This is a genomic window from Faecalibacterium sp. AF27-11BH, assembly GCF_003603005.1.
Lineage (GTDB): Bacteria > Bacillota > Clostridia > Oscillospirales > Ruminococcaceae > Faecalibacterium > Faecalibacterium taiwanense.
This window is the reverse complement of sequence record NZ_QVGS01000011.1, coordinates 1-24,716: the sequence shown is the minus strand read 5'-3', so window position 1 is coordinate 24,716 and position 24,716 is coordinate 1. Positions and strand designations below refer to the sequence as shown.

Annotated in this window: 27 protein-coding genes and 2 tRNA genes; 13 read left to right on the top strand and 16 right to left on the bottom strand. The window is 54.9% G+C overall.

The features are described from left to right. Positions 1 to 96: 96 nt before the first annotated feature. The 9 genes from DWY76_RS10625 to DWY76_RS10585 form a co-directional block, all read right to left on the bottom strand. On the bottom strand, positions 97 to 504 hold the full coding sequence (locus DWY76_RS10625; RefSeq protein ID WP_097774183.1) for a DUF1622 domain-containing protein: 408 nt from the start codon (positions 502 to 504) through the stop codon (positions 97 to 99). A 12-nt stretch (positions 505 to 516) separates the two neighbouring features. After that, complete coding sequence (locus tag DWY76_RS10620; RefSeq protein ID WP_097781014.1) at positions 517 to 1,152, bottom strand: RpiB/LacA/LacB family sugar-phosphate isomerase; 636 nt, start codon at positions 1,150 to 1,152, stop codon at positions 517 to 519. A 45-nt stretch (positions 1,153 to 1,197) separates the two neighbouring features. Next, complete coding sequence (locus tag DWY76_RS10615; RefSeq protein WP_005938337.1) at positions 1,198 to 1,542, bottom strand: cupin domain-containing protein; 345 nt, start codon at positions 1,540 to 1,542, stop codon at positions 1,198 to 1,200. A gap of 103 nt (positions 1,543 to 1,645) precedes the next feature. Further along, positions 1,646 to 2,455: a gluconate 5-dehydrogenase gene (locus tag DWY76_RS10610; RefSeq protein ID WP_005938335.1), complete on the bottom strand. Its 810-nt coding sequence runs from the start codon at positions 2,453 to 2,455 to the stop codon at positions 1,646 to 1,648. Positions 2,456 to 2,774: 319 nt separating this feature from the next. Continuing rightward, the gene (locus DWY76_RS10605; protein WP_005938331.1) at positions 2,775 to 3,536 is read right to left on the bottom strand and encodes an SDR family oxidoreductase; all 762 of its coding nucleotides are present in this window, start codon (positions 3,534 to 3,536) and stop codon (positions 2,775 to 2,777) included. A 156-nt stretch (positions 3,537 to 3,692) separates the two neighbouring features. After that, on the bottom strand, positions 3,693 to 4,754 hold the full coding sequence (gene trpS / locus DWY76_RS10600) for a tryptophan--tRNA ligase (RefSeq protein WP_120081316.1): 1,062 nt from the start codon (positions 4,752 to 4,754) through the stop codon (positions 3,693 to 3,695). 319 nt (positions 4,755 to 5,073) lie between these two features. Then, positions 5,074 to 5,150, bottom strand: a tRNA-Asn gene (locus tag DWY76_RS10595). 41 nt (positions 5,151 to 5,191) lie between these two features. Continuing rightward, positions 5,192 to 5,266 (bottom strand) — tRNA-Glu (locus tag DWY76_RS10590). A gap of 88 nt (positions 5,267 to 5,354) precedes the next feature. Next, positions 5,355 to 5,987: a hypothetical protein gene (locus tag DWY76_RS10585; protein ID WP_120081315.1), complete on the bottom strand. Its 633-nt coding sequence runs from the start codon at positions 5,985 to 5,987 to the stop codon at positions 5,355 to 5,357. A gap of 518 nt (positions 5,988 to 6,505) precedes the next feature. Here DWY76_RS10585 and pckA point away from each other — a divergent pair. Together pckA and DWY76_RS10575 are read left to right on the top strand one after the other, a co-directional pair. Continuing rightward, positions 6,506 to 8,110 (top strand): phosphoenolpyruvate carboxykinase (ATP), encoded by a 1,605-nt coding sequence (pckA, locus tag DWY76_RS10580; protein WP_097774186.1) that lies wholly within the window; start codon positions 6,506 to 6,508, stop codon positions 8,108 to 8,110. 150 nt (positions 8,111 to 8,260) lie between these two features. After that, positions 8,261 to 8,923 (top strand): helix-turn-helix transcriptional regulator, encoded by a 663-nt coding sequence (locus DWY76_RS10575; RefSeq protein ID WP_120081314.1) that lies wholly within the window; start codon positions 8,261 to 8,263, stop codon positions 8,921 to 8,923. A gap of 135 nt (positions 8,924 to 9,058) precedes the next feature. On the opposite strand, the gene DWY76_RS10570 is transcribed toward DWY76_RS10575, so the two are convergent. The 5 genes from DWY76_RS10570 to DWY76_RS10555 form a co-directional block, all read right to left on the bottom strand. Further along, a complete protein-coding gene (locus DWY76_RS10570; protein ID WP_120081313.1) occupies positions 9,059 to 10,576 on the bottom strand; it encodes a sodium/proline symporter in 1,518 nt (505 codons plus the stop codon). Positions 10,577 to 10,665: 89 nt separating this feature from the next. Next, a complete protein-coding gene (locus DWY76_RS14080) occupies positions 10,666 to 10,818 on the bottom strand; it encodes a hypothetical protein (protein WP_165852627.1) in 153 nt (50 codons plus the stop codon). A 37-nt stretch (positions 10,819 to 10,855) separates the two neighbouring features. Next, positions 10,856 to 11,587: a GntR family transcriptional regulator gene (locus DWY76_RS10565; RefSeq protein WP_165852626.1), complete on the bottom strand. Its 732-nt coding sequence runs from the start codon at positions 11,585 to 11,587 to the stop codon at positions 10,856 to 10,858. 415 nt (positions 11,588 to 12,002) lie between these two features. After that, positions 12,003 to 12,554 (bottom strand): 4-alpha-glucanotransferase, encoded by a 552-nt coding sequence (locus tag DWY76_RS10560; RefSeq protein ID WP_343252081.1) that lies wholly within the window; start codon positions 12,552 to 12,554, stop codon positions 12,003 to 12,005. A gap of 148 nt (positions 12,555 to 12,702) precedes the next feature. Next, positions 12,703 to 13,560 (bottom strand): AraC family transcriptional regulator, encoded by an 858-nt coding sequence (locus DWY76_RS10555; RefSeq protein WP_120081311.1) that lies wholly within the window; start codon positions 13,558 to 13,560, stop codon positions 12,703 to 12,705. A 258-nt stretch (positions 13,561 to 13,818) separates the two neighbouring features. Between DWY76_RS10555 and DWY76_RS10550 the strand changes: the two genes are divergently transcribed. Beyond that, positions 13,819 to 16,080, top strand: coding sequence for a glycogen/starch/alpha-glucan phosphorylase (locus DWY76_RS10550; RefSeq protein WP_120081310.1), 2,262 nt, complete (start codon positions 13,819 to 13,821; stop codon positions 16,078 to 16,080). A 197-nt stretch (positions 16,081 to 16,277) separates the two neighbouring features. Beyond that, entirely contained in the window at positions 16,278 to 16,487 is a 210-nt protein-coding gene (locus DWY76_RS10545; RefSeq protein WP_120081309.1) for a hypothetical protein, read from the top strand. Between the two features lie 42 nt (positions 16,488 to 16,529). On the opposite strand, the gene DWY76_RS10540 is transcribed toward DWY76_RS10545, so the two are convergent. Continuing rightward, positions 16,530 to 16,775 (bottom strand): helix-turn-helix domain-containing protein, encoded by a 246-nt coding sequence (locus tag DWY76_RS10540; RefSeq protein WP_097781026.1) that lies wholly within the window; start codon positions 16,773 to 16,775, stop codon positions 16,530 to 16,532. Between DWY76_RS10540 and DWY76_RS10535 the strand changes: the two genes are divergently transcribed. Next, positions 16,763 to 17,137 carry a tyrosine-type recombinase/integrase gene (locus DWY76_RS10535; protein ID WP_207665848.1) on the top strand — a complete coding sequence of 125 codons (375 nt, stop codon included), beginning with the start codon at positions 16,763 to 16,765 and terminating at the stop codon, positions 17,135 to 17,137. The two genes, DWY76_RS10540 and DWY76_RS10535, sit on opposite strands and share 13 nt — an antisense overlap. A gap of 601 nt (positions 17,138 to 17,738) precedes the next feature. Here the strand turns inward: DWY76_RS10535 and DWY76_RS10525 are convergent. After that, positions 17,739 to 18,506 carry a hypothetical protein gene (locus tag DWY76_RS10525; protein WP_112149204.1) on the bottom strand — a complete coding sequence of 256 codons (768 nt, stop codon included), beginning with the start codon at positions 18,504 to 18,506 and terminating at the stop codon, positions 17,739 to 17,741. A gap of 162 nt (positions 18,507 to 18,668) precedes the next feature. On the opposite strand from DWY76_RS10525, the gene DWY76_RS10520 reads away from it, so the two are divergent. The 8 genes from DWY76_RS10520 to DWY76_RS10490 form a co-directional block, all read left to right on the top strand. After that, entirely contained in the window at positions 18,669 to 18,998 is a 330-nt protein-coding gene (locus DWY76_RS10520; protein ID WP_120081308.1) for a hypothetical protein, read from the top strand. A gap of 127 nt (positions 18,999 to 19,125) precedes the next feature. Next, positions 19,126 to 19,314 carry a Sec23/Sec24 zinc finger-containing protein gene (locus DWY76_RS10515; protein ID WP_112149206.1) on the top strand — a complete coding sequence of 63 codons (189 nt, stop codon included), beginning with the start codon at positions 19,126 to 19,128 and terminating at the stop codon, positions 19,312 to 19,314. Between the two features lie 18 nt (positions 19,315 to 19,332). Further along, on the top strand, positions 19,333 to 19,530 hold the full coding sequence (locus DWY76_RS10510) for a hypothetical protein (protein ID WP_120081307.1): 198 nt from the start codon (positions 19,333 to 19,335) through the stop codon (positions 19,528 to 19,530). A 289-nt stretch (positions 19,531 to 19,819) separates the two neighbouring features. Continuing rightward, positions 19,820 to 20,062: a hypothetical protein gene (locus tag DWY76_RS14075; protein ID WP_165852625.1), complete on the top strand. Its 243-nt coding sequence runs from the start codon at positions 19,820 to 19,822 to the stop codon at positions 20,060 to 20,062. Next, positions 20,055 to 21,374 (top strand): phage/plasmid primase, P4 family, encoded by a 1,320-nt coding sequence (locus tag DWY76_RS10505; RefSeq protein WP_120081306.1) that lies wholly within the window; start codon positions 20,055 to 20,057, stop codon positions 21,372 to 21,374. The genes DWY76_RS14075 and DWY76_RS10505 overlap by 8 nt, the downstream gene beginning before the upstream one ends. Before the next feature lie 357 nt (positions 21,375 to 21,731). Beyond that, positions 21,732 to 22,862 (top strand): plasmid recombination protein, encoded by a 1,131-nt coding sequence (locus tag DWY76_RS10500; protein WP_243112014.1) that lies wholly within the window; start codon positions 21,732 to 21,734, stop codon positions 22,860 to 22,862. Between the two features lie 196 nt (positions 22,863 to 23,058). Next, positions 23,059 to 23,373 carry a helix-turn-helix domain-containing protein gene (locus tag DWY76_RS10495; protein ID WP_120081305.1) on the top strand — a complete coding sequence of 105 codons (315 nt, stop codon included), beginning with the start codon at positions 23,059 to 23,061 and terminating at the stop codon, positions 23,371 to 23,373. A 12-nt stretch (positions 23,374 to 23,385) separates the two neighbouring features. Further along, a partial coding sequence (locus DWY76_RS10490) for a site-specific integrase (protein WP_133300815.1) occupies positions 23,386 to 24,716 on the top strand: 1,331 nt, incomplete at its 3' end.

Here is a 24,716-nt window from a genome sequence, read left to right as displayed (position 1 = left end):
AAGTGTCAAGGGCTCATGTCAAGGTTTTACGTTTTTCACAACGCAAAGAAAGTTATCACGGCAAAAGTTTGGCAAAACTCTGTTTTCAGCTGCGCACTAGTCATTCTTTTCCGCTTCTGTGTCGTTTTCCGCTTTTTTGCGGCCGGAGCGGTGTCCGCCCTGCATTTCCCAGTGCAGCATCAGGCTCATCATGGCGCGCAGCGCAAAGGTGGCAGCCAGCGGCACCACCGACTCCAGATTCTGCAAAAGGAAGGTCTTTGCGATCTCCGCCGACATCAGGAATTCCAGCGCCGTGGTCAGGCCGCTGCTCATCTCGTGGTGGAAATCATGGTGATCATGGAAGAAGGTCGCCCGCACATAGTGGTAGGTGGCCTTGATAAGACTGGTGACGATGATAAACAGACCAATCACTTCGGCAAGGCCCGCGATCATGGGCACTGCGGTCTCCAGAAAGCCTTCCAGTCCATGGGTAATGCCTGCGTTCAGATGATAAAGCCAGCCCATAGCAGCATCCTCTTACAGCAGCGTCTTGACGTATGCTGCCAGCTCCTCGTCCTTGCAGGAGGCGAAGAACAGCTCGCTGAACTTTGCACCGGCCACAGCGCCCTTCAGCAGGTCCTGATCGATGCTCTTCAGGCACTCGATCAGCGGCTTGAAGGTAGCGGCACGCACGCCGTCCAGAATTTTCTTGTTGCGCTGCTCAGGCTCCACGCGCTCCTTGGGGTAGCCCTGACCGTGGCCGAAGCCGAACAGTTTCTCGAAGCAGTACTCAAGGTTCAGCTCACCGCCCCAGCCGAAGCCCTTGGCAAACGGCATGGCAACGGCGTTGCCGTCGTTCACGTGGGCAAAGGTGTAGGCATCCACAGGGTCCTCCACATGGCCGCAGATCACGCCGGGGAAGCTGTTCAGAGCCAGCATGGCACCCTCGCCGGTGCCGCAGCCGGTGATGACGTAATCGGCTGCGCCGCTGTTCAGCAGGATGGCAGCCAGAATGCCACACTGCACATAGGTCAGCTGGGCAGCATCGTCGGCAGCGTACATGCCGTAGTTGACCACCTCGTGGCCCATGGGCTCCACCACCTTTTTCAGGGCAGCTTCAATGATGCCATTCTTGGCGGCCTGACTGTTCTCGTTGATGAGTGCAATCTTCATAGTAGTTTCTTCTCCTTTTATGATCTTCTCCTGCAGGTGCAGGTGTTATACAAAGTCCTCGCGCATGGGGGTAAAGAAGTCCAGCATCACGCCGCCTTCCAGACACACACAGCCGTGCATCACGCCGTCCTGCTTGAGCAGGGTGTCGCCGGGGCCCACCTCGCGGGTCTCGTCGCCGATGGTAAAGCGGTAGCGGCCGGAGACGATGTAGGTGACCTGCGTGTGCGGGTGGCAGTGCATGGCACCCACACCGCCGGTTTCAAAGGTATTTTCCACGCACATGGCATCCTTGCTGTAGGCCAGAATGCGGCGCTTTACGCCCTTGCCGCACACCTCCGGCTCGATCTCGGCATGGGGCACCCATACTGCGTCTTTATGCTGTTTTTCCATTATAACACAACATCCTTTCCCATACAAACACAAAAAGCGGCAGCCAGCAGGCAAAGCCTGCCCGGCTGCCGCCGTGCTCAGTCCTTTGGGATATCCTCAGCCATTACTGGGGCTGCTTGCCGATGTAAGCCAGAATGCCGCCATCGACGTACAGGATCAGGCCATTGACAAAGTCAGAAGCCTCGGATGCCAGGAAGACAGCAGGTCCGCCCAGATCCTCTGCCTCGCCCCAGCGGCCTGCGGGGGTCTTGGCAACGATGAACTGGTCGAAGGGATGACGGCTGCCGTCGGGCTGGATCTCGCGCAGAGGTGCGGTCTGCGGGGTAGCGATGTAGCCGGGTCCAATGCCGTTGCACTGGATGTTGTATGCGCCGTACTCAGAAGCGATGTTCTTGGTGAGCATCTTCAGGCCGCCCTTGGCTGCAGCGTAGGCGGAGACGGTCTCACGGCCCAGCTCGCTCATCATGGAGCAGATGTTGATGATCTTGCCGCCGCCCTGTGCGATCATGTCGGGGATGATGGCCTTTGCCACGATGAAGGGAGCGTTCAGGTCAACATCGATGACCTGACGGAACTGAGCAGCGCTCATCTCGGTCATGGGGATGCGCTTGATGATACCGGCGTTGTTGACCAGAATGTTGATGTGGCCAACTTCCTCGGTGATCTTTGCCACCATAGCGTTGACGGCATCCTCATCGGTCACGTCGCAGACATAGCCGTGAGCCTTGATGCCTGCTTCTGTGTAAGCAGCGATGCCCTTATCCACCAGCTCCTGCTTGATGTCGTTGAACACGATGGTTGCACCGTTGGCTGCCATTGCCTTTGCAATCGCCATGCCGATGCCATAAGATGCGCCGGTGATCAGCGCGACCTTGCCGGTCAGATCAAAAGATTTGGGAGTGCACTGTGCCATAATAGAGTCCTCCAATCAAATTGTTCCTTTGCGGGGAAGCCCCGTTTTTGCTCTGCAGGACGCTCAAAAAGCCGAACTCTCGATTTTAGCATCCTTCTTGTATACAGGGTAACATTCTTTTTGGGCTCTGTCAAGGCATTTTCTTCTGCATTTTTGCTGTATTTTTAATTTTCCGGGAAATTTTTTCGTGAAAAGTCGTGCAAAGCTGCAAAAACCCGGGTTTTTCTTGTATACACGGTTTCAGTCATTAGCGGTGCGCACAATTTCGGCGGAAAAATTTGGGCTTGTTGACAAGAGCCATCTTAAGCCATCCAGAATATCATCCCAGCTTCTTTTTCTGCTGCCGTGCCACAATGGGCATCAGCAGGGAGGCAGGCAGCAGCTTCTGCGCCGTGGTGCATGCCCGCATAAAGGCCGAGGGCACAATGATGATCCTGCGGTGCATCATGCCGTGCATGGCTTCCTGTACGCAGAACTCCGGCGTGATGCCCTTGAGGGCAAACACCACCCCCGCCCGGTCGTTGAACTCGGTATCCACCGGCCCCGGGCAGAGCGCACACACGTAGACCGGGCTGTGCAGCTCCTGCAGCTCCCGGGCAACGCCCCGGGTCAGGCTGACCACATAGGCCTTGCTGGCATAGTAGCCCGCCATATAGGGCCCGCCGGGCAGCAGCCCCGCCGAGGATGCCACGTTCAGGATGGTGCCGCCGCCTGCCGCGTGCATCCTGCGCACCGCAAAGCGGAACAGCCGCGCCATGGCTTCCACATTCACTCGGATCATTTCCTCTTCCCGGGCGTCGTCGGTCTCCAGATAGCTGCCGCACACGCCAAAGCCCGCGTTGTTGATAAAGATATCAATGGTCTCCCCCTCCAGCTCCTTGAAAAGGCGCTGGCAGTCCTCTTCCTTTGCAAGATCGGCAGGCAGGATGCGGCAGGGCGTGCCCAGTTTTGCGGCCAGCGCTTCCAGCCGGTCGGTGCGGCGGGCGGTCAGGATGAGCCGGCAGCCCAGCTTTGCATAGCGGCGTGCAAACTCCTGCCCGATGCCGGAGCTTGCGCCAGTGATCCAGATGGTCTTTTGCATGGTGATTTTCCTTTTTCCTCTCGCCCCCAGAGCGGGGGCTTTCTGTACTTATTGCCCCTATTTTAACACAGTTTGGCCGCATTTTCTATGCAATTTTCGTAAACTATAAAAAGAGTGTCCGGAACACCTGCGGCATCCCGGACACTCTCATAGATCTTATTTCAGCAGGTTGTCGTTCTCGAAGTAATCGATCCGCATGGACTTGCGCACCTCGGCCAGCGTAGCAGCGGCAGTCTTTTCGGCATAAGCGCTGCCCTCCTTCAGGATCTCCACCACCTCGGGCAGGCGCTGCTCCCACTCCTTGCGGCGGGTGCGGATGGGCTCCAGCTCGGCCTGCATGACGCTGTTCAGGAACTTTTTCACCTTCACGTCGCCCAGACCGCCGCGCTGGTAGTGCGCCTTCACCTCGTCGAGGCTCTGGTATTCCGGCCAGAACTCGGCAAAGTGCTCCGGGCGGCAGAAGGCATCCAGATAAATGAACACCGGGTTGCCCTCCACCTTGCCGGGGTCCTGCACCCGCAGGTGGTTGGGGTCGGTGTACATGGACATAACCTTCTTTTTGATGTCCTCCGGTTCCTCGGACAGGTAGATGCAGTTGCCAAGGCTCTTGCTCATCTTGGCCTTGCCGTCGATGCCGGGCAGGCGCAGGCAGGCGGCGTTCTGGGGCAGCACGATCTCCGGCTCGGTCAGGGTATCGCCGTAAACAGCGTTGAATTTGCGCACGATCTCGCAGCACTGCTCGATCATGGGCTTCTGGTCCTCACCGGCAGGCACAGTGGTGGCGTGGAAGGCGGTGATGTCCGCAGCCTGACTGATGGGGTAGCAGAAGAAGCCCACCGGGATGCTGGTCTCAAAGTTGCGCATATGGATCTCGCTCTTGACGGTGGGGTTGCGCTGCAGGCGGCTCACGGTGACGAGGTTCATATAGTAGAAGCTCAGCTCAGTCAATTCCGGCACCATGGACTGGATGAAAATATGGGTCTTGGCGGGGTCGATGCCGCAGGCCAGATAGTCCAGCGCCACCTGCAGGATGTTCTGGCGCACCTTTTCCGGGTTGTCGGCGTTATCGGTCAGGGCCTGTGCATCGGCGATCATAACGTAGATCTCATCGTACTCGCCGGAGTTCTGCAGGCGCACCCGCTCCTTCAGGGAACCGACATAGTGGCCCACATGCAGGCGGCCGGTGGGACGGTCGCCGGTCAGAATAATCTTTTTCATGATGTTCTCCTTTTTTAAAGGGCAAACTCCCCCAGTCACGGCTTACGCCGTGCCAGCCCCCTCGGAGATGGGGCCTTTGGCGGTGCGGCAAAGTTTCCGGTTTTGCCAAAGCCTCCCTCAATGAGAAAGACTTCCCCCGGCCGGGGGAAGATGTCACGCAAGTGACAAAAAGGGGAGCAGTGGCATTGCCGCAGGCAATGACGGAAGGAGTTTCCTCCTGTTTCGCTTATTATTTTAAGTATATCCCGCCTCGCATTTTCTGTCAACAAAAGCGGCCGGAGAAAAAGAAAAAAGCGATGGAAAACTTCCATCGCTTTGCTGGCGCCTCTTGCCTGACTCGAACAGGCGACACCCTGATTAACAGTCAGGTGCTCTAACCGACTGAGCTAAAGAGGCATCTATATAAAACGGCACATGACCGTTTTACTACTATAAAATGGTGACCCGTACCGGAATCGAACCGATGTTAAAGGCGTGAGAGGCCTCTGTCTTAACCGCTTGACCAACGGGCCATACGTCCATTTTGCATCGGGTGTTCGCTCCCGACTTGGCTATTTTAGCATAGCACGCCTGCTTTGTCAACACAAAAATTCAATTTTTTTAAAAAATCTTCCGCACTCGGGCTGCGCCGGTGTGGAACAGGCCCAGCGCCAGCCCCAGATATACGCCGATCACCGTATCGTTCTGGTCAAATTCCATCTGCTGGCGCTGCGGCAGGCCGGCCAGTGTACCCTTGTATACGCACCGCAGCTCTTCCAGCCGGGTGTAGTCGTTCGGGTGCATCAGGGTGCTGTGCTTGGGCAGCTCCATGGCACCGCTCTTTTCCAGCACCTCGCTGACGAACTGGGAGCAGAAATAGTGCCGGCGGCGCTTCCAACGGATATGCATCCCGCAGAGCGCAAGACCGATAATGTTGAACTGGTAAAGGCTGCCGTGGGCCATCATGTGCTCGGCACGGCGGCGGGCACGGGTGTAGGCTTCATCGCTCACATCCAGCGCATACAGTGCGCAGGGCACGTTCTCCCGCAGACGGAACACACCCCGGTTCAGGTATTCCCTGCTGGGCCCTGCCGGGAACATGGTATAGCCGTTTTTGCGGGTAGAGCTGTACAGGCAGCTCAGGTCTTCGTCAAAAGCCAGCGAAGCGTGGGTATAATTTGCACCGGTAACAGCGTAAACAAGGTTTGAAAGCAGGGTACCCGACCGGGTGAGCAGGATGTAGATGGTCTTCATGATCTTTTTCCTTTTTCCTTTTTATATGTAGCACACAGAAAAAGCGGGGCTGTCCTTTTGTCAGATACAGTATACCACAGGCAAAGCTTCTTTGTCATAAAAATCGTCAAAATCTCGTAAATTTTGCACAAATCGGGCTGTGGATCCTGTTCCGCTCTTCCCTGCCGCGCCGTTTTGCGGGAAGGGCCGTTTTTGTGCTCGGTTTTTCATGCATCCCAGCTTGTTAAAATTTTACCAAAAAATTGTTTTTCTGCCTTTCCACCTTATTTTTTCAGGTCTCGCCCCCTGCTTTTGTTTTCTGAAATTGTTTCAGGCAGTTAAATTTCTTAATGAAATTTGTTTCTTTTCTGCAAATAGCACGATTCGTTTATTGATTTCGGGATACTTTTATGTATAATGATATACAGGAGAATTTGCATTTACAAACTGCAAGCCTTCTGCGCAGCGCCCGGCCCGCCGGGAAACGCTGTGCCCTATACAGGACGTATGGATCAAACGAAAGTAGAGGTATAGCGAATATGGCAAAGTTGGATCTTACCAAGTATGGCATTACCGGCACGACTGAGATCGTGTATAACCCCTCCTACGAGCAGCTGTTCGAGGAAGAGACCAAGCCCGGTCTGGAAGGCTACGAAAAGGGCCAGGTCAGCGAGCTGGGTGCTGTGAACGTTATGACCGGCATCTACACCGGCCGTTCTCCCAAGGACAAGTTCATCGTTATGGACGAGAACTCCAAGGACACCGTGTGGTGGACTTCCGACGAGTACAAGAACGACAACCACCCCGCTTCTCAGGAAGCATGGGCTGCTGTGAAGGCCATCGCTCAGAAGGAGCTGTCCAACAAGCGCCTGTACGTGGTGGATGCATTCTGCGGTGCCAACAAGGATACCCGCATGGCCATCCGCTTTGTCATGGAAGTTGCATGGCAGGCACACTTCGTCACCAACATGTTCATCAAGCCCACCGCTGAGGAGCTGGAGAACTTTGAGCCCGATTTCGTTGTCTACAACGCATCCAAGGCCAAGGTTGAGAACTACAAGGAGCTGGGCCTGAACTCTGAGACTGCTGTTGTGTTCAACATCACCAGCAAGGAGCAGGTCATCGTGAACACCTGGTACGGCGGCGAGATGAAGAAGGGCATGTTCTCCATGATGAACTACTTCCTGCCGCTGAAGGGCATGGCTTCCATGCACTGCTCTGCCAACACCGACCTGAACGGCGAGAACACCGCTATCTTCTTCGGTCTGTCCGGCACCGGCAAGACCACCCTGTCCACCGATCCCAAGCGTCTGCTGATCGGCGATGACGAGCACGGCTGGGACGACAACGGCGTGTTCAACTTCGAGGGCGGCTGCTACGCAAAGGTCATCAACCTGGATAAGGACTCCGAGCCCGATATCTACAACGCCATCAAGCGCAACGCTCTGCTGGAGAACGTCACTCTGGATGCTGAGGGCCACATCGATTTCGCTGATAAGAGCGTTACCGAGAACACCCGTGTGTCCTACCCCATCAACCACATCAAGAACATCGTCCGCCCCATTTCTTCTGCACCCGCTGCAAAGAACGTCATCTTCCTGTCTGCTGACGCATTCGGCGTTCTGCCCCCGGTCTCCATCCTGAGCCCCGAGCAGACCCAGTACTACTTCCTGTCCGGCTTCACTGCAAAGCTGGCAGGCACCGAGCGCGGCATCACCGAGCCCACCCCCACCTTCTCTGCATGCTTCGGCCAGGCCTTCCTGGAGCTGCACCCCACCAAGTATGCTGAGGAGCTGGTCAAGAAGATGCAGAAGAGCGGCGCTAAGGCTTATCTGGTCAACACCGGCTGGAACGGCACCGGCAAGCGCATCTCCATCAAGGATACCCGCGGCATCATCGACGCCATCCTGAACGGCGACATCAACAATGTGCCCACCAAGAAGATCCCCTACTTCGACTTCGAGGTTCCCACCGTGCTGAACGGCGTGGACACCGGCATTCTGGATCCTCGCGACACCTATGCTGACGCTTCCCAGTGGGAAGAGAAGGCCAAGGATCTGGCAAGCCGCTTCATCAAGAACTTCAAGAAGTACGAGGGCAACGAGCACGGCAAGGCTCTGGTCTCTGCCGGCCCCCAGCTGTAAGCTGATCTCTGCCTGATACTGAAGCGATAAAAAAGGACGTGTTCCCGCAAGGGAGCACGTCCTTTTTGTTTTGTAAGCCGGAAGGTAAACGTTCCGTCGGTTGTATTTTCCACATTCCTGTGTTATCCTGTGGAAAAGGATGTGAGCAGAATGGATGCAAAAGAATTTGGTGCATTCCTTGCACAAGTGCGCCGGGAGCGGAACATGACGCAGGCCGAACTGGCTCAGCAGCTTCACGTTACGGATAAAGCCGTCAGCCGCTGGGAACGCGGCATCGGGCTGCCAGACATCAACACGCTGGAGCCGCTGGCCGATGTACTGGGCCTGACCCTCGCTGACCTGATGCACTGTCATGACTCCCGTCAAAAAGATGACACTCCTCCCGTTCCTCTGGAAGATTTTTTCACCATGCTGCGCCGCCAGCACACTGTAGACTGGCATTCTGTGCGTACTGCTCTTCTTGCATTAAGCATTGCACTTGCCCTGTGGGGAATTTTTGCCTGTCCAGGCAGATTAGCTGTGCACTGGCGGACTCTCAGCGATGGTTCGCTTCAGGCCGACGGCTGGATGTCCTCCCTGGTCATTTTTCCATTGTTTGCCGGATTTGAATTTCTATCTCTTGAGCTCTGGAACAATTTTGAGCAAACCGGTTACTACCGGCGCTGGGGTGAGGTGAATCTTTTTATCATTCACGCCATGTCTTTCGGCACGCCGCTTACCCGTCTGATGCGGCTCGTGCTGGATTTTCTGTTCTTTTTCTGTTTTGGATTTCTGCTTCCATGCTGCGAAGCATGGCTGATTCTTTTGAATTAAATGCCGCTTTCCTCTGCGTCCCCACCCGTGAAAAAGCAAAAGAGCAAAGCCCGCCGGCTTTGCTCTTTTGCATAAGCATCAATCATTTTTCCGCTGCTATGCCCAGAGCGCAGCGGAGGGCATTTTAAATCGTTTTTACTTGGCAGCGTCGAACTCTGCCTCGATCTCTGCCGAGGGTGCCGGGGTGACAAGGCTCACCACAACACAGACCACCAGAGAGATCAGGAAGGCAGGCAGCAGCTCGTAGATGCCAAACACGCCGCCCAGCGGGCTGATGATGTACTTCCATACAAAGACCATCAGGCCGCCGGAGAGCATACCGGCCAGTGCGCCCTGCCAGTTGCAGCGCTTCCAGAACAGGGAGCACAGCACCACTGCGCCAAAGGAGCCGCCAAAGCCGGCCCATGCAAAGCTGACGATGCCGAACACGCTGGAGTTGGGGTCGCGGGCCAGCACCACGCCCACCACGCTGATGCAGATGATGGTCAGGCGGGCAGCGAACAGGCTCTGCTTCTCGGTCAGCTTCATGTGGCCGAACTCCTGCAGGATGTTCTGAGATACGCTGGAGGCCGCTGCCAGCATCTGGCTGTCGGCGGTGGACATGGTAGCGGCAAGGATGCCGGCAAGGATCAGGCCTGCCAGAATGGCTGCCAGCACGCCGTGCTGGGCGATCAGGCTGGCCACGCGCACGATCAGGGTCTCGCTGGAAGAGCCGCTCAGGAACTCCAGCGCGCCCGCCTTGGTCATGCCCAGACCCACCATGCCGATGACGATGGAAGCGGTCATGGCAATGACCACCCACACGCTTGCAATGCGGCGGCTGAGCACCAGCTTCTTTTCGTCCTCAATGGCCATGAAACGCAGCAGGATGTGGGGCATGCCGAAGTAGCCCAGACCCCATGCCAGCGTGGACGCGATGTCCAGCAGACTGTAGGAGGTGGCGGTGTTGTCTGCCGCATTGTGGCTTGCAGCCATGGTCAGGTAGCCGGGCAGGCTGCGGGCGTTGTCCAGAACCACGTCCCAGCCGCCTGCCACGCTGACGCCATACACCAGCACCGCGATCAGCGCCATGCTCATGACAACGGACTGGATCAGGTCGGTGGTAGACACAGCGCGGAAGCCGCCCATGATGGTGTAGCCCACAATGACCACAGCGGACAGGACCATGGCCGCCATGTAATCCACGCCAAACAGGCTGTTGAACAGCTTGCCGCAGGCGGCAAAGCCGGAAGCGGTGTACGGGATGAAGAACACGATGATAATGACCGCGCCCAGCGCGTTGAGCAGGTTGCGCTGGTCATGGAACCGCAGGGAAAGGAACTGCGGCACCGTGATGGCATCCAGATTGGCCGAGTAGCGGCGCAGGCGGCGGGCCACGATGAGCCAGTTGAGCCATGTGCCCACAGCAAGGCCGATGGCCGTCCAGCCCGGCGACGCGATGCCGGTGAGATATGCAAGGCCCGGCATACCCATCAGCAGCCAGCTGGACATATCGCTGGCTTCGGCGCTCATAGCCGTGACCAGCGGGCCCATCGTGCGGCCGCCGAGGTAGAAATCGCTGCTGTCCTCGTTGGATTTGCTGTAGACAAAGCCAACCAGCAGCATTCCCACCAGATAGATCACAATGGTGGCAATGATGCAGATATTGATCATTTGATTACCCCTCTCTTTCTTCCCCTCAACGGGAACATATCTTAAATATTACCACAAAAACCTGCATTCCTGCAAGCTTTTCGGGCAATTCAAGAGCACAAACTGCTGTTTTTCCGGGTTTTGAACAGAAAAAGCAGCATTTCTGGTGCAAAATCCATCAGAAACACTGCCGTCGTAAATTGATATCCGCAGCCCGGCGTAAAACCGTATCCGTGTTGAACCAAAAAAGCACCCTCTGCCATGGCCTTGTAAGGGTCAGCAGCGGGTGCTCTTTTTGGTTTATGTCCGTACAAAGAAATCCGGGAACCGTTCCAATATCTTCTGGAAATTCTCGCGGTACATGCCAAGGTGATGCTCAAACAGGGCTTCTACGTCCACGTCCAGCGGCAGGCCGTCCCGCAGGTAGCCAAAGATCTGCTCGTGCTCTTTCTGCACCGAGGCAATATTTCCCCGGCAAAGGGCCGAGTCCAGATACCGCACACGGTCCATATGGGAAGTAACGTTGTGCATGGCCTCCCAGATGCGGTCGTAGCCGGAATCGTGGTACAAAAGCCTGTGGAAGTCGTTATCCAGCGAGATGAAGAAGTCATCTGCTGCATCCTGATCCAGATAAAGGTCTTCGTTCTGCCGGTTCAGCAGTTCCTGAAATTCGTTCAGCTGTTCCCTTGTCAGCTTTCCGGCCAGCCCGCGCAGCAGCGCCGGTTCCAGAATGCGGCGCATGGCAAAGCCTTCGTTCAGGTATGGAACGCTGATCTTGGACACAATGCTGCCGCGCTGCGGCAGAACATCCACAAGCCACTCGCTTTTCAGCATCATCAGCGCTTCGTGTACCGGTGTGCGGCTCATGGCCAGCTGTTCGCACAGTTCGGCCTCGCTCAGCTGACAGCCCGGCTGCAGCTGCAAGGTCATAATATTTTTGCGCAGCATACGGTAGGCGTAAGCCCGGTTATTTTCGTCCATTCTGCGCACGTCCAGCAGCAGCGGCAATGCGCTGGCCTTTTCTTCTCTCATAGCAGTTCCCTTTTTTGCTTGCCGTAATTTTACCGCAGGGCGCACCGCCCCGCAGACATCTGAAATCATTCTTATTATAAAGCATCCCGCGGCACATGTCAAAAAGAAAAAGCACCAAGCATTGCTGCTTCGTACTTTTTTGTGGTGCGCCTCGCGCACTCCTATCCGGACGGTGCGCCGCTGGTGGCCATCACCGGCCAAGTGGGGTGCACGGCCGGATATGACCATTCTCCTTTTCCTGTTTCATCTCTCCCTCAAAGCCGCCTTGCCTTTCAGGGTAACAAAAAAAGACGCGTCCCGATCCATATTCTGTACTTTTTTATTTGTTCTTTGTCGTTTTTATTTTTGAATAAGTATTACTTCTGCCGCTATTCTGCAATAAACTTTCCAAAATCAAGTCCAGAACACTATACTGTTACGCCCAGTTCATCCGGCCGTAGCGGGTGGTCAGCTGGCAGATCTCCTTTTGAAGCTTCTTTGTCAGCTGGGTCTTTTTCAGCCGCCAGCGCCAGTTCTGGCCCACGGTGGAGGGTTTGTTGATGCGGGCAGAGTTGTCCAGCCCCAGCCAGTCCTGCATGGGAACGATGCAGGTCGCCGCTGCGCTGCGCAGGATCAGTGCGATCATGCTCTTATAGAGCTGCTCCTCCGGGGTGGCGTAGTCGTACAGATAGTCCCGCACCATGGCGCGCTCGGCATCGGTGACAGTCTGATACCACGATACCAGCGTCTCGTTGTCGTGGGTGCCGGTATAGGCCACGCTGTTCACCGGGTAGTTGTGGGGCAGATAGTCGCTGGCACTGCCGGTGTCGCGGGAGTCAAAGGCAAATTCCAGCACCTTCATGCCGGGGAAGCCGCTGTCCCGCACCAGCTGACGGACCGTCTCGCTCATATAACCAAGATCCTCCGCAATGATCTCCCGCTTGCCCAGTGCCTGCTCCACGGCACGGAACAGCTCGATCAACCACATCGAAAACCCGAATCTTCTGGCAACCAAGATCATCGTGCCGCATAAGCTCATCCAACGGGAGAGCTGCTGCCCGCCGCCGGAGGCCTGATGTGCAAAAAACGAGGCCGTTTCCTCTCTTTTCCAGAGAGGCAGAACGGCCTCGTTTTGCTTATTTTTTCCGGTACTCCCGGGGTGTCATGCCGAAGTGCGCCTTGAACGCCCGGTTAAAATAGGAAAGGTTCTCAAACCCGCACCGGGAAGCGATGGTCAGAACCGTCTCATCCGTGGCCTGCAGCGCTTCGGCGGCGGCGTTGAGCCGGTACTCGTTCAGAAAGGCCACAAAGCTCTGCCCGGTCATCTGCCGGAACCACCGCATGAAGTGGCTGGCACTGAAGGAGCAGACCCCGGCGGCATCGGCGACCCGGAGTTCCTCGGTATAATGGGCCGAGAGCCATTGCAGGAGCGTTTTCAGCCGCTGGGTGTCGGTTGTCTCGGCGGCAAGCCGCTGCCGGCCCTGTGCAAGGAGCAGGGCAAGAAACCGCAGCAATGCCCCCTTGACCTGCAGCTCGTAGCCGGGGAGCTTGGCGCGGTTGGCATCCTCCACCTCCCGCAGGCAGGCGGCGGCCTGCAGATAGCACAAATCGTTCGGGGTCAGCCGCGCAGGCAGCGACAAGCGCCCGCTTTGCAGCGGAAGCAGATATTTCTCGGCACAAAGGTCCTCTGCGCCGCCCAGAAGCTCCAGCTCAAAAATGATATTTTCGTATTCCATGCACTGCCCTTCGGCCTGCCGCAGGGCATGGAGGGTGCCGGGCGTAAAAATAAAGATGTCCCCCATGCGGGCCGGGCAGCTCTCAGCGCCCACCTGCACCAGTCCTGTGCCCCGCTTGACAAAGACCAGCTCCATGCTCTCCTGCCAGTGGAGCGCCACCTGCGGAAAGTCCCCCGGAATGGTGCAGGGATACAGATTGAAGGGAAACCGCACGGCACCATGCTGCTTGGTCTCCTGCAAAGATGCCTGATTTTGCATCGTTTCACCTCCCGATGATAGGATTGTACCACAGTCTGCGCTTTTTAGGCAAGATTTTGATTGTTTTATGTGGTATATCTGGAAGTACAGATGTCAAACCTGTTTTCCGCAAGGTGTATTTGAAAACAAAGAAAATGACGAATATTTCGCAAGCCCAAACGGGATCTAAGGCTGTTTCACGCAAGATCCGGCTGTGCTTGTAGAAATAGACTAAATTTTCGACTTTTCAGATACACCCTAACAAAGGAGGATGCATTTATGAGCTTTACCGAAACGTTACAGGGTCTCACGGGCAAGCCGCTGGTGGACTGCACGAATCAGGAGCTGTATCTCGCGCTGCTGGAACTCGTCCGGCAGAAGAGCGCCGACCGTGTGCAGCCGGTCACCGGCCGCAAGCTGTACTATATCAGCGCCGAATTTCTCATCGGCAAGCTGCTGTCCAACAACCTCATCAATCTGGGACTGTACGATGAAGCCCGCGATGCACTGGCTGCCGTCGGCAAGAGCCTTTCCGATATCGAAGAGGTGGAGCCGGAACCTTCTCTGGGCAACGGCGGTCTGGGCCGTCTGGCTGCCTGCTTCCTCGACTCTCTGGCAACGCTGAACCTGCCCGGCGACGGCGTGGGCCTGCGGTATCACTTCGGCCTGTTCCACCAGTCCTTTGAGGACGGCGTGCAGAACGAAAAGCCCGACCCGTGGCTCACCGCCCACAGCTGGGCCGAAAAGACCGACATCACCTACCCGGTGGAGCTGGCTGGCAAGGAGTACACTGCCCGGCTGTACAAGCTGGCCGTTACCGGCTACGAGGGCCGCACCAACACCCTGAACCTGTTTGACCTTGACACCATCGATGAGAGCATCGTCCATGACGGCATTGCCTTCGATAAAACTGCCATCGACAAGAACCTGACCCTCTTCCTCTACCCGGACGATTCCGATGAGGCAGGCCGCCGCCTGCGGGTGTATCAGCAGTACCTGATGGTCTCTGCCGGTGCCCAGCTCATTCTGGCCGAGTGTGCCGCCCGGGGCTGCGATTACCATGATCTGGCCGACTACGCCGCCATCCAGATCAACGACACCCACCCCAGCATGGTCATCCCGGAGCTGATCCGGCTGCTGGGCGAAAAGGGCATCGAATTTGAGGAAGCCGTAAAGATCGTCACAAAGACCTGCGCCTACACCAACCACACCATTCTGGCCGAAGCGCTGGAAAAGTGGCCCCGCGCCTATCTGGATGCCGTGGTGCCCCAGCTGATGCCCATTATCGAAAAGCTGGACGCGCTGGCCCGCACCCGCACCAAGGACGAGAGCCTTGCCATCATCGACAAGGACGACCGGGTGCACATGGCCCACATGGATATCCACTTCACCCACTCCACCAACGGCGTGGCGGCGCTGCACACCGAGATTTTGAAAAAATCCGAGCTGCACGGCTTTTACGAGCTGTACCCGGAAAAGTTCAACAATAAGACCAACGGCATCACCTTCCGCCGCTGGCTGCTGGAATGCGACCCCCGCCTGACCGCCGCGCTGGAACAGCACATCGGCTCCGGCTTCCGTAAGGATGCCACCGAGCTGGAAAAGCTGCTGGCTTTTGCTGACGACGAAGCTGTGCTGGAGCAGCTGACCGCTGTGAAAAAGGCCAACAAGGAAGCACTGGCAGACTGGCTGCTGCGCACCCAGAAGGTGAGCGTGAACACCGATGCTGTGTTCGACATCCAGTCCAAGCGCCTGCACGAGTACAAGCGCCAGCAGCTGAACCTGCTGTACCTCATCCATCAGTACTACGAGATCAAGGCCGGGCACCTGCCCGCTGCTCCGCTGGTGAGCATCTTCGGTGCCAAGGCGGCACCTGCCTACACCATTGCAAAGGACATCATCCATGCGCTGCTGACCCTGTCCAAGGTCATTGCCGCAGACCCGGAAGTGTCCAAGTGGCTGCAGGTGGTGTTCGTGGAGAACTACAACGTTACCGCCGCCGAAAAGCTGATCCCCGCCTGCGACCTGTCCGAGCAGATCAGCCTTGCCTCCAAGGAAGCTTCCGGCACCGGCAACATGAAGTTCATGCTGAACGGCGCGCTGACGCTGGGCACCATGGACGGTGCCAATGTGGAGATCAGCCAGCAGGTGGGCGAGGAGAACATCTATATCTTCGGCCAGACCTCCGATCAGGTCATCCACCGCTACGCCGTGGGCGACTACGACCCCGCCCAGTGGGTGGAGGGCGATGCCAACATCCGCCGCGCCATCAACTTCCTCACCGGCCCGGAGATGCTGGCCGCCGGTCACGCCGAAAACCTGACCCGCCTGCACAACGAGCTGATCCATAAAGACTGGTTTCAGACCCTGCCGGACTTCAACGCCTACGTTGTGCGCAAGGGGCAGGCCCTCAGTGATTACGCCTGCGACCCGAAGGGCTGGCGGCGCAAGTGTCTGGTGAACATTGCCAAAGCGGGCATGTTCTCCTCCGACCGCACCATTGCCGAGTACGACCGCGACATCTGGCATCTGGGCAAATAGTTTATTATCGCAATTTTATTGATCTTCTGCCGCAGGACGAGATCTATCTAACCATGGGCACCGCCTACGATTTGCGGCATCAAAGAAGATTTCCAAAATCTACTGTACGCAAAATTTCTATCGGCACAAACTCTATGCTGCCAGAATTTCTGCGCGACCCGCAGACATAGACCATCACCACGCAGGAAATCGCCGAAATGATGTTGCTACAGAATGCGAATCTACGCTGCTGTCCCATCACGGAAGAGCCACCGCCAGAGCGTACCGCCTATCTTTTGCTTTATAAGTACCTGAAACCGTGGATCAACGACCCGTGCACTCTCTTTCTGGATGAGGTGGTTGCCGCCATCCGGAAGCACCCCTATTTGGAGCTGCTCTATGAGCCGGGCGCAGATGAACACAAATAAAAGACGGGGTGCTGCACAAATGCACAGCACTCCGTCTTTTACTTATTCTGCTTTCCCTTCCAGTCTGCTTTTATACCCTTCGCCCCATGCCCACATGGCATCCAGAACCGGCTTCAGGCTATACCCCAGTTCCGTCAGCGTATATTCCACCCGGGGCGGCACTTCAGCGTAGACCTTCCGGGTCAGCAGCCCGCTTTCCTCCATCTGCCGCAGCTGAGCGGTCAGAACCTTCTGAGTTACATGACCGATGGACTTTTTCAGCTCTCCAAAACGCTTTGTGCCCGGCATCAGATCCCGAATGGCAGGACGCACACCCGGAGTTTCCCAGCATCGTCTTTCACGGTCTGCGGCATTCCAGTGCGACTTATCAGCTGATGATCTCCGGCGGCGATGTGAAGGCCGTTCAGGGAACCACTGGACACGCTACGGCAGATATGCTGGTGAACACCTACGCCCATATCCAGCAGTCCTCTCGTGTTGAACTGGGGAAGAAGTTCGAGGAAGGGTTCTATGCCAAACAGGAAAGCCCCAGCCCGCAGGCTGTGCCCGCCGCAGACGAACCGACCATTTCTATGACCGCTCTGCTGGAGCTTCTGAAGAATGCAGACCCCGAAGTAAAGGCGCAGCTCCGTCTGGCTCTGCTGACCTAATGCAAAATTTACCACGCATTTCAAAGTAATTCCAGCCCATGCAGAGGATTCCTATGAAAACTCCAACCGTGCAAAAACCGTGCATTGACCGTGCAAGCCCCGATTTTTTCGGGGGTACATAACAAAAAAGAACGCCAAATCTTACGATTTGACGTTCAATATCTGGTGCACCTCCAGGGACTCGAACCCTGGGCCCACTGATTAAGAGAAACCAACGTGCAACAATCGTCAATTTCCAGAATTGCGCAAATTCGTTACTTTTATCGTTTCCCCGTAAATTTGTGTTTTGCATCCGCTGCATTCTTTGCACCCGCCATCCCCTCTTGCATCCGTTATCCAGACGTTCCGGTGTGCAAAAAGTGTGCAAAAATGTGCAGAGCCAAAATCAGCCCCTTAAAACAGGTATCGGATTTTTATGCAAAGCCGGGAAAACGGTCGGGTTCGAGCCCGATACGGCAGCTACGATCTTGCCTGTTCAGGCCAAGCATCAAATGTACATCAACAACCATGATTCATGGCAAGGATTTGGACAACTGAATAGACACCGCCTTATTATATAGCAGGTACACTATGGAAGCATGGTGTATCTGCTCCTTTTGTTTTATCTAGGATACAGCGAATCAATAAGTCGTTCAAAATCTTCATGCAATTCATAACGCGCTAATTTTAGTTTGAAGGAATTATCGTAACTCTTGTCCTCATCTTTTTTCAACGCATTCCATGCTTCAATTTGAATATTAGTTAGCTTCGGTGCCGATGGATCATACTCATAATCAATTTTTTTATCACATTGCAATTCGGCAACTTCATTTAGTAACGTTTCTCCGTATGTTCGCTTTAATTCCTCATAACGTTGAGTATCGTCATAGTAAGCCGCATCCAGCTCTTTTAAGTCCCTAATGAACGTTGGAAACTGCTCAGCAATTAAGAGATTGTTGATAATGCGTTGATATGTTCCCGCTTGCTTTCCCCACTCAATGCAGTCATGCGAAGAACCTGTAATATATTTAATGACGTTCCCGGTTCCCTCAATGATTCCCAAATATTTACAAGTTCGTTCCATCTCAAATGTTTCATAGTCAGTTTCTCCTGTAAGGTAGCCAACGGTCACATTGAAAAAAGTCGCAATTTTTTTCATAGTTGGGTATTCTGGAAAACCAATCATTTTTCCTTTCGCTGATAAAGTTCCTACGTTTATCCACCTGCTGACATCTGCTTGATTGCCCACCCCAAAGGTTTCTTTAAATTTTTGCGCAAATTCTTTCTGTGTCCCAAAGTTCTTCTTGATAAGCTTTCCGAGGCGCTCATTCCAAATTCTGGCTAACAACTGCGTCTCATTCGATGTCTCGCAGCAATAATTAGTATTCATTTAAATTTTTCTCCTGCTTTCTACATAAATTATCTGTATTAGAATTGGCTTCATCATATTGACGTTTGTAAGCTTATCATATATACTGAAAGTGGTCAAGAGATTTAGAGCGTATTGACATCAAATGGTAACAATCTTAGTTATGGAAGTGAGGCAAACATTATGGAGCGTATTCCAGTTTCCGTCTTGTTGGCAAGTGATGGAAAAACCTGTGCACAAATCACACACATTCTCAAAATTTTGGGGAACGGCAGTATGCAAGAAGGGCTCCAAAACTTTTATGCTTATGCAGAAGGCCGCGGCCTTCTGCAAGGCCGCTTACAAGGCGCAGCAGGTATGCTTTGTGCTTCAATCACTTTATATTTTATCCTTAACAGCTGGAAAATGAAACAGAGTCTTGATAATAAGGAGCACTCTCTTCAAACGGCTATCAAGGAAAGTTCCCAAGTTGATGAAACCAATGTAGACGCTCAGGATTTTTCAAAACAGTGAGCGGCACAGCCGAGTTTCTATTATGAGCAGTGCACAAAAAAGAACTTAAATTTTCAGGCTTTTACTAATTGAAAGCATTCCCACACTGGTATATATTTAATAAAAATAAAATTGGGAGGACTTACATATGAGCGGACGTTTTTCTAATGTGGACTGGTGGTGCGATTATTGTGGTGCATTATTAAATTACCAAAATGGTTTTGATGACAGTAATGACACTTGGGCTTGCACGGAATGCGGCACAATTAATCGAATTTCTGCCTCCGAAATCTACGAATCCCATAAGGACTACAGAAAAAAGAATCATTTGGATTAACACGGAAAGGAAACAGCAATGCACGAAATTTTAGCAAAATCCGACCGTCAGCTGGGGATGTGCCTGCGGATGTTGTATGACGAGGGGATGCCCGGTCCGCTGGATGTCCACTCGGAAATCAACGACAAGGGCAAGATGGAGTTTCATGTGCTCCTTCCCGTGGATGACGAAACGTTTGAACGGCTGCAGAAGCGGTTTGAAACCATGGTGCGATAACCTGATTCTGATTTCCAAAACCTTGTCAAGAGGGCTGGCACCGTCCAGCCCTCTCTCTTTTTGCCAAAGTTTCCCTTGCCTTTTCTTGCAAGTTGCCAAAAGCAACGCGTTTTCAAAACTTTTTGTTGACACGGCTCGATTTTTGTGGTAATCTATCCCAACAATTGAATATAACATATTTTTACATATTCGTTCAGGCCCTGCGGGGCTGAACATCTTGGCTTTCAGCCGTTACATAACCGACTAGCATGACCTTCCAGAAAAAGCGAAGGCGAGGCTGGTCTGTTTTGTGACGGCTTTTTTGTTGCCGTTTTGCCTGTTGAACCTTGAAAACCGCATGACCGTCTGCATGGGATACCCGGCGATGACCCCCAAGTGGGAGAGCCGGAAAACGCCGCCGGAAGGGGGCAGGAAAGCCATGCAGGGAGAACGGCAGGATGTTGATTTCCCAGTTGCGGAGAAAAACGATGTGCTCAAAATGATCATATCGTTTTTCCGTAACGCCAAGAAAGGACGGTGTGCCTATGAGTAATTTTATCCCTGCATGGTTCAAGAAAGGTTTTTTCAACGAATCCCTGTTCTGTGACGATTTTCTGAGCACCCACCAGCTGCTTTACTCGAATGGCGCATTTTTCACCCCGGACGGCAGAATGGTGGACCCCATGCCCCTGCGCTGCGAGATCTTCGAGATGATGCGTGAATACGTCGGGACGAACCTTGCCAAGAAGGTCACCAATGTGGTGGACGTGCTGAAACTGGCGGCACAGGTAGAGGACTTCCCACCTGTCACTGATCGCATTGCGCTGGCAAACGGCACCCTGTATCTGGACGGCACCTTTCAGGAGGGCAAGCCGGAGATCGTCCGTAACCGGCTCCCGGTCAAATATGACCCGAAAGCCCCACAGCCCACCCATTGGCTGCGGTTCCTGTCCGACCTGCTCTACCCGGAGGACATCCCCACGGTGCAGGAGTTCATCGGCTACTGCCTGATCCCCAGCAACAAGGGTCAGCGCATGATGGTCATCAAGGGCAACGGCGGCGAGGGAAAATCGCAGATCGGCGTGGTACTGTCCCGGCTGTTCGGTTGCAACATGAAGGATGGCAGCATCGGCAAGATCTCGGAGAACCGCTTCGCCCGTGCCGACCTCGAACACACCCTGCTCTGCGTGGACGATGATATGCGGATGGAAGCCCTGCGTCAGACCAACTATGTCAAGTCCATCGTGACCGCACAGGGGCAGATGGACTTGGAGCGCAAGGGCAAGCAGAGTTATCAGGGCTGGATGTACGCCCGCCTGCTGGCGTTCAGCAACGGCGATTTGCAGGCATTGTATGACCGCTCGGACGGTTTCTACCGCCGTCAGCTCATCCTGACAACTAAGGACAAGCCCTTGTCCCGTGTGGATGACCCGGACATTGCCGAGAAGATGGCGGCAGAGGTCGAGGGCATCTTGCTGTGGGCATTTGAGGGCTTGCAGCGGCTGGTGAAGAATGGTTTTCAGTTCATCGAGAGTGACCGTGCCAAGCGCAACCGGGAACTGGTGAAGCGGGACAACAACAATGTGTTCGATTTCCTCGAATCCGAGGGCTACATCCACCTGAAGGCGGATGCCTGTACCAGCTCGAAAGAGCTGTATGAGGTCTACAAGATGTGGTGCGAGGAGAACAGCCTGAATGCGATCAAGGCCAGAGGGTTCAGCGATGCACTGATTGCCAACCAGTGCAGGTACAATCTGGAATCTACCAACAACATCGTCAACTCGTCCGGGCGGCGTGTCCGGGGCTTTGTGGGCATCGAAGCCCTTGTGCAGCCCGACCTCACCCCCAATGGCTGGCGGGCATGACCCGCTTTTGATCCCCCTATATGGTACGTTTTCGGTCTTTCGCTGCGTACGTGCGTACAGAGAAAGCCGTCTGCTGCGTACGCACGTACGCAGCAAAACGCCCGAGTTCTCCTTTATAGGGGGTGTTGGCAAAGTGTCAGGTTGATAGTTTGCCAAAATCAGAGGGTCAAAACGACCCTCTGAAAAGCCGGACGAGCTGTCCATTCAGGACAGCTTGCCCGGTGCAAGAGTGCAGAGAGCGCAGCTCTTCTTTGCCCCAGTGATATGATGCTGTGCGTCATATCCTACTGGGTATTATCTGGCGCAAAAAGGCGGCAGATCCAGCAGCTTCGCTGCTGCGTTCTCCCCACCAAGCTGTTGAAGCGGAGGGATGTCTATCTGAAATTAACACGACACAATGGACGAGCCGGAGCACACGGCACTTACAACCCCAAGCACAATGACCGCAGTTTCAACCTTTCCAACAGCGAGCACATTGACCCGGAACGAGCCAAGGGCAACATCTACTGGGACTGTTTCCACGGTTTCCGTTCGGCTCTCGACCCACAAGACCCGGATGATCTGGCGGCGACCTTCTCGGAGGTGGAACGTCAATTCTACGAGACCCACTACACGGCTTTTGTGGAAAGCCAGAACGAGCGCAACGCCAAGATCCGGCACACAGAGCGCAACCGCTCCATTCCCGACCTGCTGTCCAGCCGCAAGACCTGCCCGGAAGAGACCATCTATCAACTTGGAACGTTGGATGAACACGCTTCGGCAGAGGACTTGCTGAGCGTCGTCACAGAGTTCATCGAGAAGTTCAAAGCCAAGTATGGCGACCATGTTCATGTGCTGGACTGGGCACTGCATCTGGACGAAAGCACACCCCACATCCACGAGCGTCATGTGTTCGACTGCGAAAACAAGTACGGCGAGGTGGCACCCCAGCAGGAAAAGGCATTGGAAGCACTGGGCTTCGACCTGCCCGACCCGGGCAAACCCCTCAGCCGCCGCAACAACCGCAAGATCACCTTTGATGCCGCCTGCCGAAAGATGCTGTTTGAGATTGCAAAACGGCACAGGCTGGAATTGGAGGAAGAAGCGGAGTACGGCAACCGCAAGTATCTGGAAAAGCAGGACTTTATCCTTGCCAAGCAAAAGGAGCAGCTTGCCGCCCAGCAGAACAGGCTGGACGAGTTGACCCTGAAAGTTTCGGACATGGAGACCTTGCTGGAAGATGTTTCGGCTGCGGCTTACGACAAGGCGGTGGAGGTCGTGACAGACGTGGTATGCACCGAGACCCGGAAGGAAGATATGCGGATGATCGAGGACGCAAAAAAGTGGGTGCTGTCCCCGGAGCGCAAGGCTCCCAAAGCCACGAGAGAGTATGCAGCGCACCGTTTGGACGATGTTCTGGACAAATTCCTCAAGACCATGCAGACCACCGCCGCCCGCCTGCAGGAGAAACTCCTGAAGCCGGAAGTCCGGCAGAAGGGCAAGGCGTAGGTCAAGGAGAAAGCACGGGATTCCGTTCTGCAACTGCTGAGCCGTTTGCAGGCAGAACAGGCACAAAACAAACCAGCGGCACAACCCCGCACACAGGAGTGGCACTCGGAAATCTGAACCTCATCGGGAACGTTCGGGGTAGAAAGCTGGCACTTTCTGCCCCGACACCCGGTTACAAGGAATTGGAGGTCTGCCTATGAATATGAATCGGCCTGACATGACCGAAGATGTGAAATATAAAGATTATACGAATAAATCCTTGCAAATGGACTCGAACCCGTTTACAATGAAAGCGTCCAAAACCCCTGCCATTGGATCTTCTGACCAGACCAAAGCAGCCAAGCTCGAACCTCTTGTTTACCGGGTGGAGGAGATCGCCCAGCTTCTGGCGATTTCTCCCCGCGCTGCGTACAACCTGTGCAACACAACGAAGGATTTCCGGGTGCTGCACATCGGCACCAGCATCCGGGTGAACAAGCAGAGCTTCGACAACTGGTTTGCAGCGGTCTGAGGGAGGTAATCTATGGCATCTATTATGAAGCGCGGAGATTCCTACTCCGTCCGTTACAAGTACAAAGACCATTCCGGCAAGCCCTGCGAGGAATGGGAAAGTTTCAAGACCAGAAAGGAGGCGCAGGAGCGAAAGATCACGGTCGAGAAAGAATTGCTGGACGGCACATTCCTCGTCCCCGACACCATGACGGTGGAGGAGATGTTGTACAAATGGATCCCGATCCAGTCCACAAAGCACAAGTGGTCCCCCAAGACCTACACCCAGTCCGTGGCGATGGTGCAAAACCTTATCGTGCCGTATATCGGGAAACGGAAGGTACAGGAGCTGCGCACCTACGACATCGAGAAGTTCTATGCTACCCTTGCCAAGACCCCCTGCGGGCAGTACGTCCACGGCGTAAAGCAGACCCTAACCAACAAGCAGAAGAAGCGGCTGCTGTCTAGCACCTCTATCCACGAAGTCCACACGCTGCTCAAGACCGCATTTTCCTATGCAGTGGAGTGGGACCTCATCCACAAGATTCCCCTGCCCCGTGATGCCCCCAAGGTCAACATCGAGGAGCGCACCATCTGGGACGAGAAAACCATGCTGGCAGCGTTGCAGACCATCGAGAACCCTGCCCTGCATCTGGCGGTGCACATGAGTATGATCCTTTCGCTCCGTGAGGGCAAAATTCTCGGCTTACAGCCGAGTGATCTGGATTTCGATGCCGCCGATGGGCGCGGCACCATCTCAGTCAGCAAGACCATGCAGCGAGCCAACAAGGACGCTTTGGAAAAGCTTGACCCCAAGCAGGTCTACTACACCTTCCCAGACAGGCGCGAGGGCAGCAAGTCCTCTCTCATCCTAAAAAAGCCCAAGACCAAGAAGTCCAACCGTGTTCTGTATATGACCAAGCCCTTGAAGGAAGAACTGCTGGCATGGCTTGAAAAGCTCAAACAGGACGAGCAGAACGCCCCGGAGAAATATAGCAACTGTGGGCAGTTGTTCCGACTCCCGGACGGCTTGCCCATCGCGCCGGAGCTGCTGACAAAGTGGTACCGCCTGTGGAGAGCCGAGCACCCGGAGTTTGAGCAGATCGTATTCCACGGTCTGCGACATTCCAGTGCGACCTACCAGCTCTTGCAGTCGGACGGCGACTTCAAGTCGGTGCAGGGCAACACAGGTCATGCGACGGCATCTGTCCTGATGGACACCTACGCCCACACGCAGGACAAGCCCCGGCTGGAGCTGACCGAGAAGATCGAAGCTAACTTCTATTCCCAAAACCTGACCCCGGCAGCATCCCAGCCCCGGCAAAACGAAAAGCCGGCGGCAACAAAAATCTCCGGTAAGGAGAT

Excerpts from the sequence above, each read along its gene's own strand:
- DWY76_RS10570 (WP_120081313.1), bottom strand. The coding sequence starts at position 10,576 with ATGATCAATATCTGCATCATTGCCACCATTGTGATCTATCTGGTGGGA.
- DWY76_RS14080 (WP_165852627.1), bottom strand. The coding sequence starts at position 10,818 with ATGGCAGAGGGTGCTTTTTTGGTTCAACACGGATACGGTTTTACGCCG.
- DWY76_RS10575 (WP_120081314.1), top strand. The coding sequence starts at position 8,261 with ATGGATGCAAAAGAATTTGGTGCATTCCTTGCACAAGTGCGCCGGGAG.
- DWY76_RS10625 (WP_097774183.1), bottom strand. The coding sequence starts at position 504 with ATGGGCTGGCTTTATCATCTGAACGCAGGCATTACCCATGGACTGGAA.
- DWY76_RS10610 (WP_005938335.1), bottom strand. The coding sequence starts at position 2,455 with ATGGCACAGTGCACTCCCAAATCTTTTGATCTGACCGGCAAGGTCGCG.
- DWY76_RS10510 (WP_120081307.1), top strand. The coding sequence starts at position 19,333 with ATGCACGAAATTTTAGCAAAATCCGACCGTCAGCTGGGGATGTGCCTG.
- DWY76_RS10555 (WP_120081311.1), bottom strand. The coding sequence starts at position 13,560 with ATGCAAAATCAGGCATCTTTGCAGGAGACCAAGCAGCATGGTGCCGTG.
- DWY76_RS10615 (WP_005938337.1), bottom strand. The coding sequence starts at position 1,542 with ATGGAAAAACAGCATAAAGACGCAGTATGGGTGCCCCATGCCGAGATC.
- DWY76_RS10515 (WP_112149206.1), top strand. The coding sequence starts at position 19,126 with ATGAGCGGACGTTTTTCTAATGTGGACTGGTGGTGCGATTATTGTGGT.
- trpS (WP_120081316.1), bottom strand. The coding sequence starts at position 4,754 with ATGAAAAAGATTATTCTGACCGGCGACCGTCCCACCGGCCGCCTGCAT.
- DWY76_RS10540 (WP_097781026.1), bottom strand. The coding sequence starts at position 16,775 with ATGCCGGGCACAAAGCGTTTTGGAGAGCTGAAAAAGTCCATCGGTCAT.
- DWY76_RS10605 (WP_005938331.1), bottom strand. The coding sequence starts at position 3,536 with ATGCAAAAGACCATCTGGATCACTGGCGCAAGCTCCGGCATCGGGCAG.
- DWY76_RS10620 (WP_097781014.1), bottom strand. The coding sequence starts at position 1,152 with ATGAAGATTGCACTCATCAACGAGAACAGTCAGGCCGCCAAGAATGGC.
- DWY76_RS10505 (WP_120081306.1), top strand. The coding sequence starts at position 20,055 with ATGAGTAATTTTATCCCTGCATGGTTCAAGAAAGGTTTTTTCAACGAA.
- DWY76_RS10525 (WP_112149204.1), bottom strand. The coding sequence starts at position 18,506 with ATGAATACTAATTATTGCTGCGAGACATCGAATGAGACGCAGTTGTTA.
- DWY76_RS10560 (WP_343252081.1), bottom strand. The coding sequence starts at position 12,554 with ATGTGGTTGATCGAGCTGTTCCGTGCCGTGGAGCAGGCACTGGGCAAG.
- DWY76_RS10495 (WP_120081305.1), top strand. The coding sequence starts at position 23,059 with ATGAATATGAATCGGCCTGACATGACCGAAGATGTGAAATATAAAGAT.
- DWY76_RS10545 (WP_120081309.1), top strand. The coding sequence starts at position 16,278 with ATGATGTTGCTACAGAATGCGAATCTACGCTGCTGTCCCATCACGGAA.
- DWY76_RS10550 (WP_120081310.1), top strand. The coding sequence starts at position 13,819 with ATGAGCTTTACCGAAACGTTACAGGGTCTCACGGGCAAGCCGCTGGTG.
- DWY76_RS10585 (WP_120081315.1), bottom strand. The coding sequence starts at position 5,987 with ATGAAGACCATCTACATCCTGCTCACCCGGTCGGGTACCCTGCTTTCA.
- DWY76_RS10565 (WP_165852626.1), bottom strand. The coding sequence starts at position 11,587 with ATGAGAGAAGAAAAGGCCAGCGCATTGCCGCTGCTGCTGGACGTGCGC.
- pckA (WP_097774186.1), top strand. The coding sequence starts at position 6,506 with ATGGCAAAGTTGGATCTTACCAAGTATGGCATTACCGGCACGACTGAG.
- DWY76_RS10520 (WP_120081308.1), top strand. The coding sequence starts at position 18,669 with ATGGAGCGTATTCCAGTTTCCGTCTTGTTGGCAAGTGATGGAAAAACC.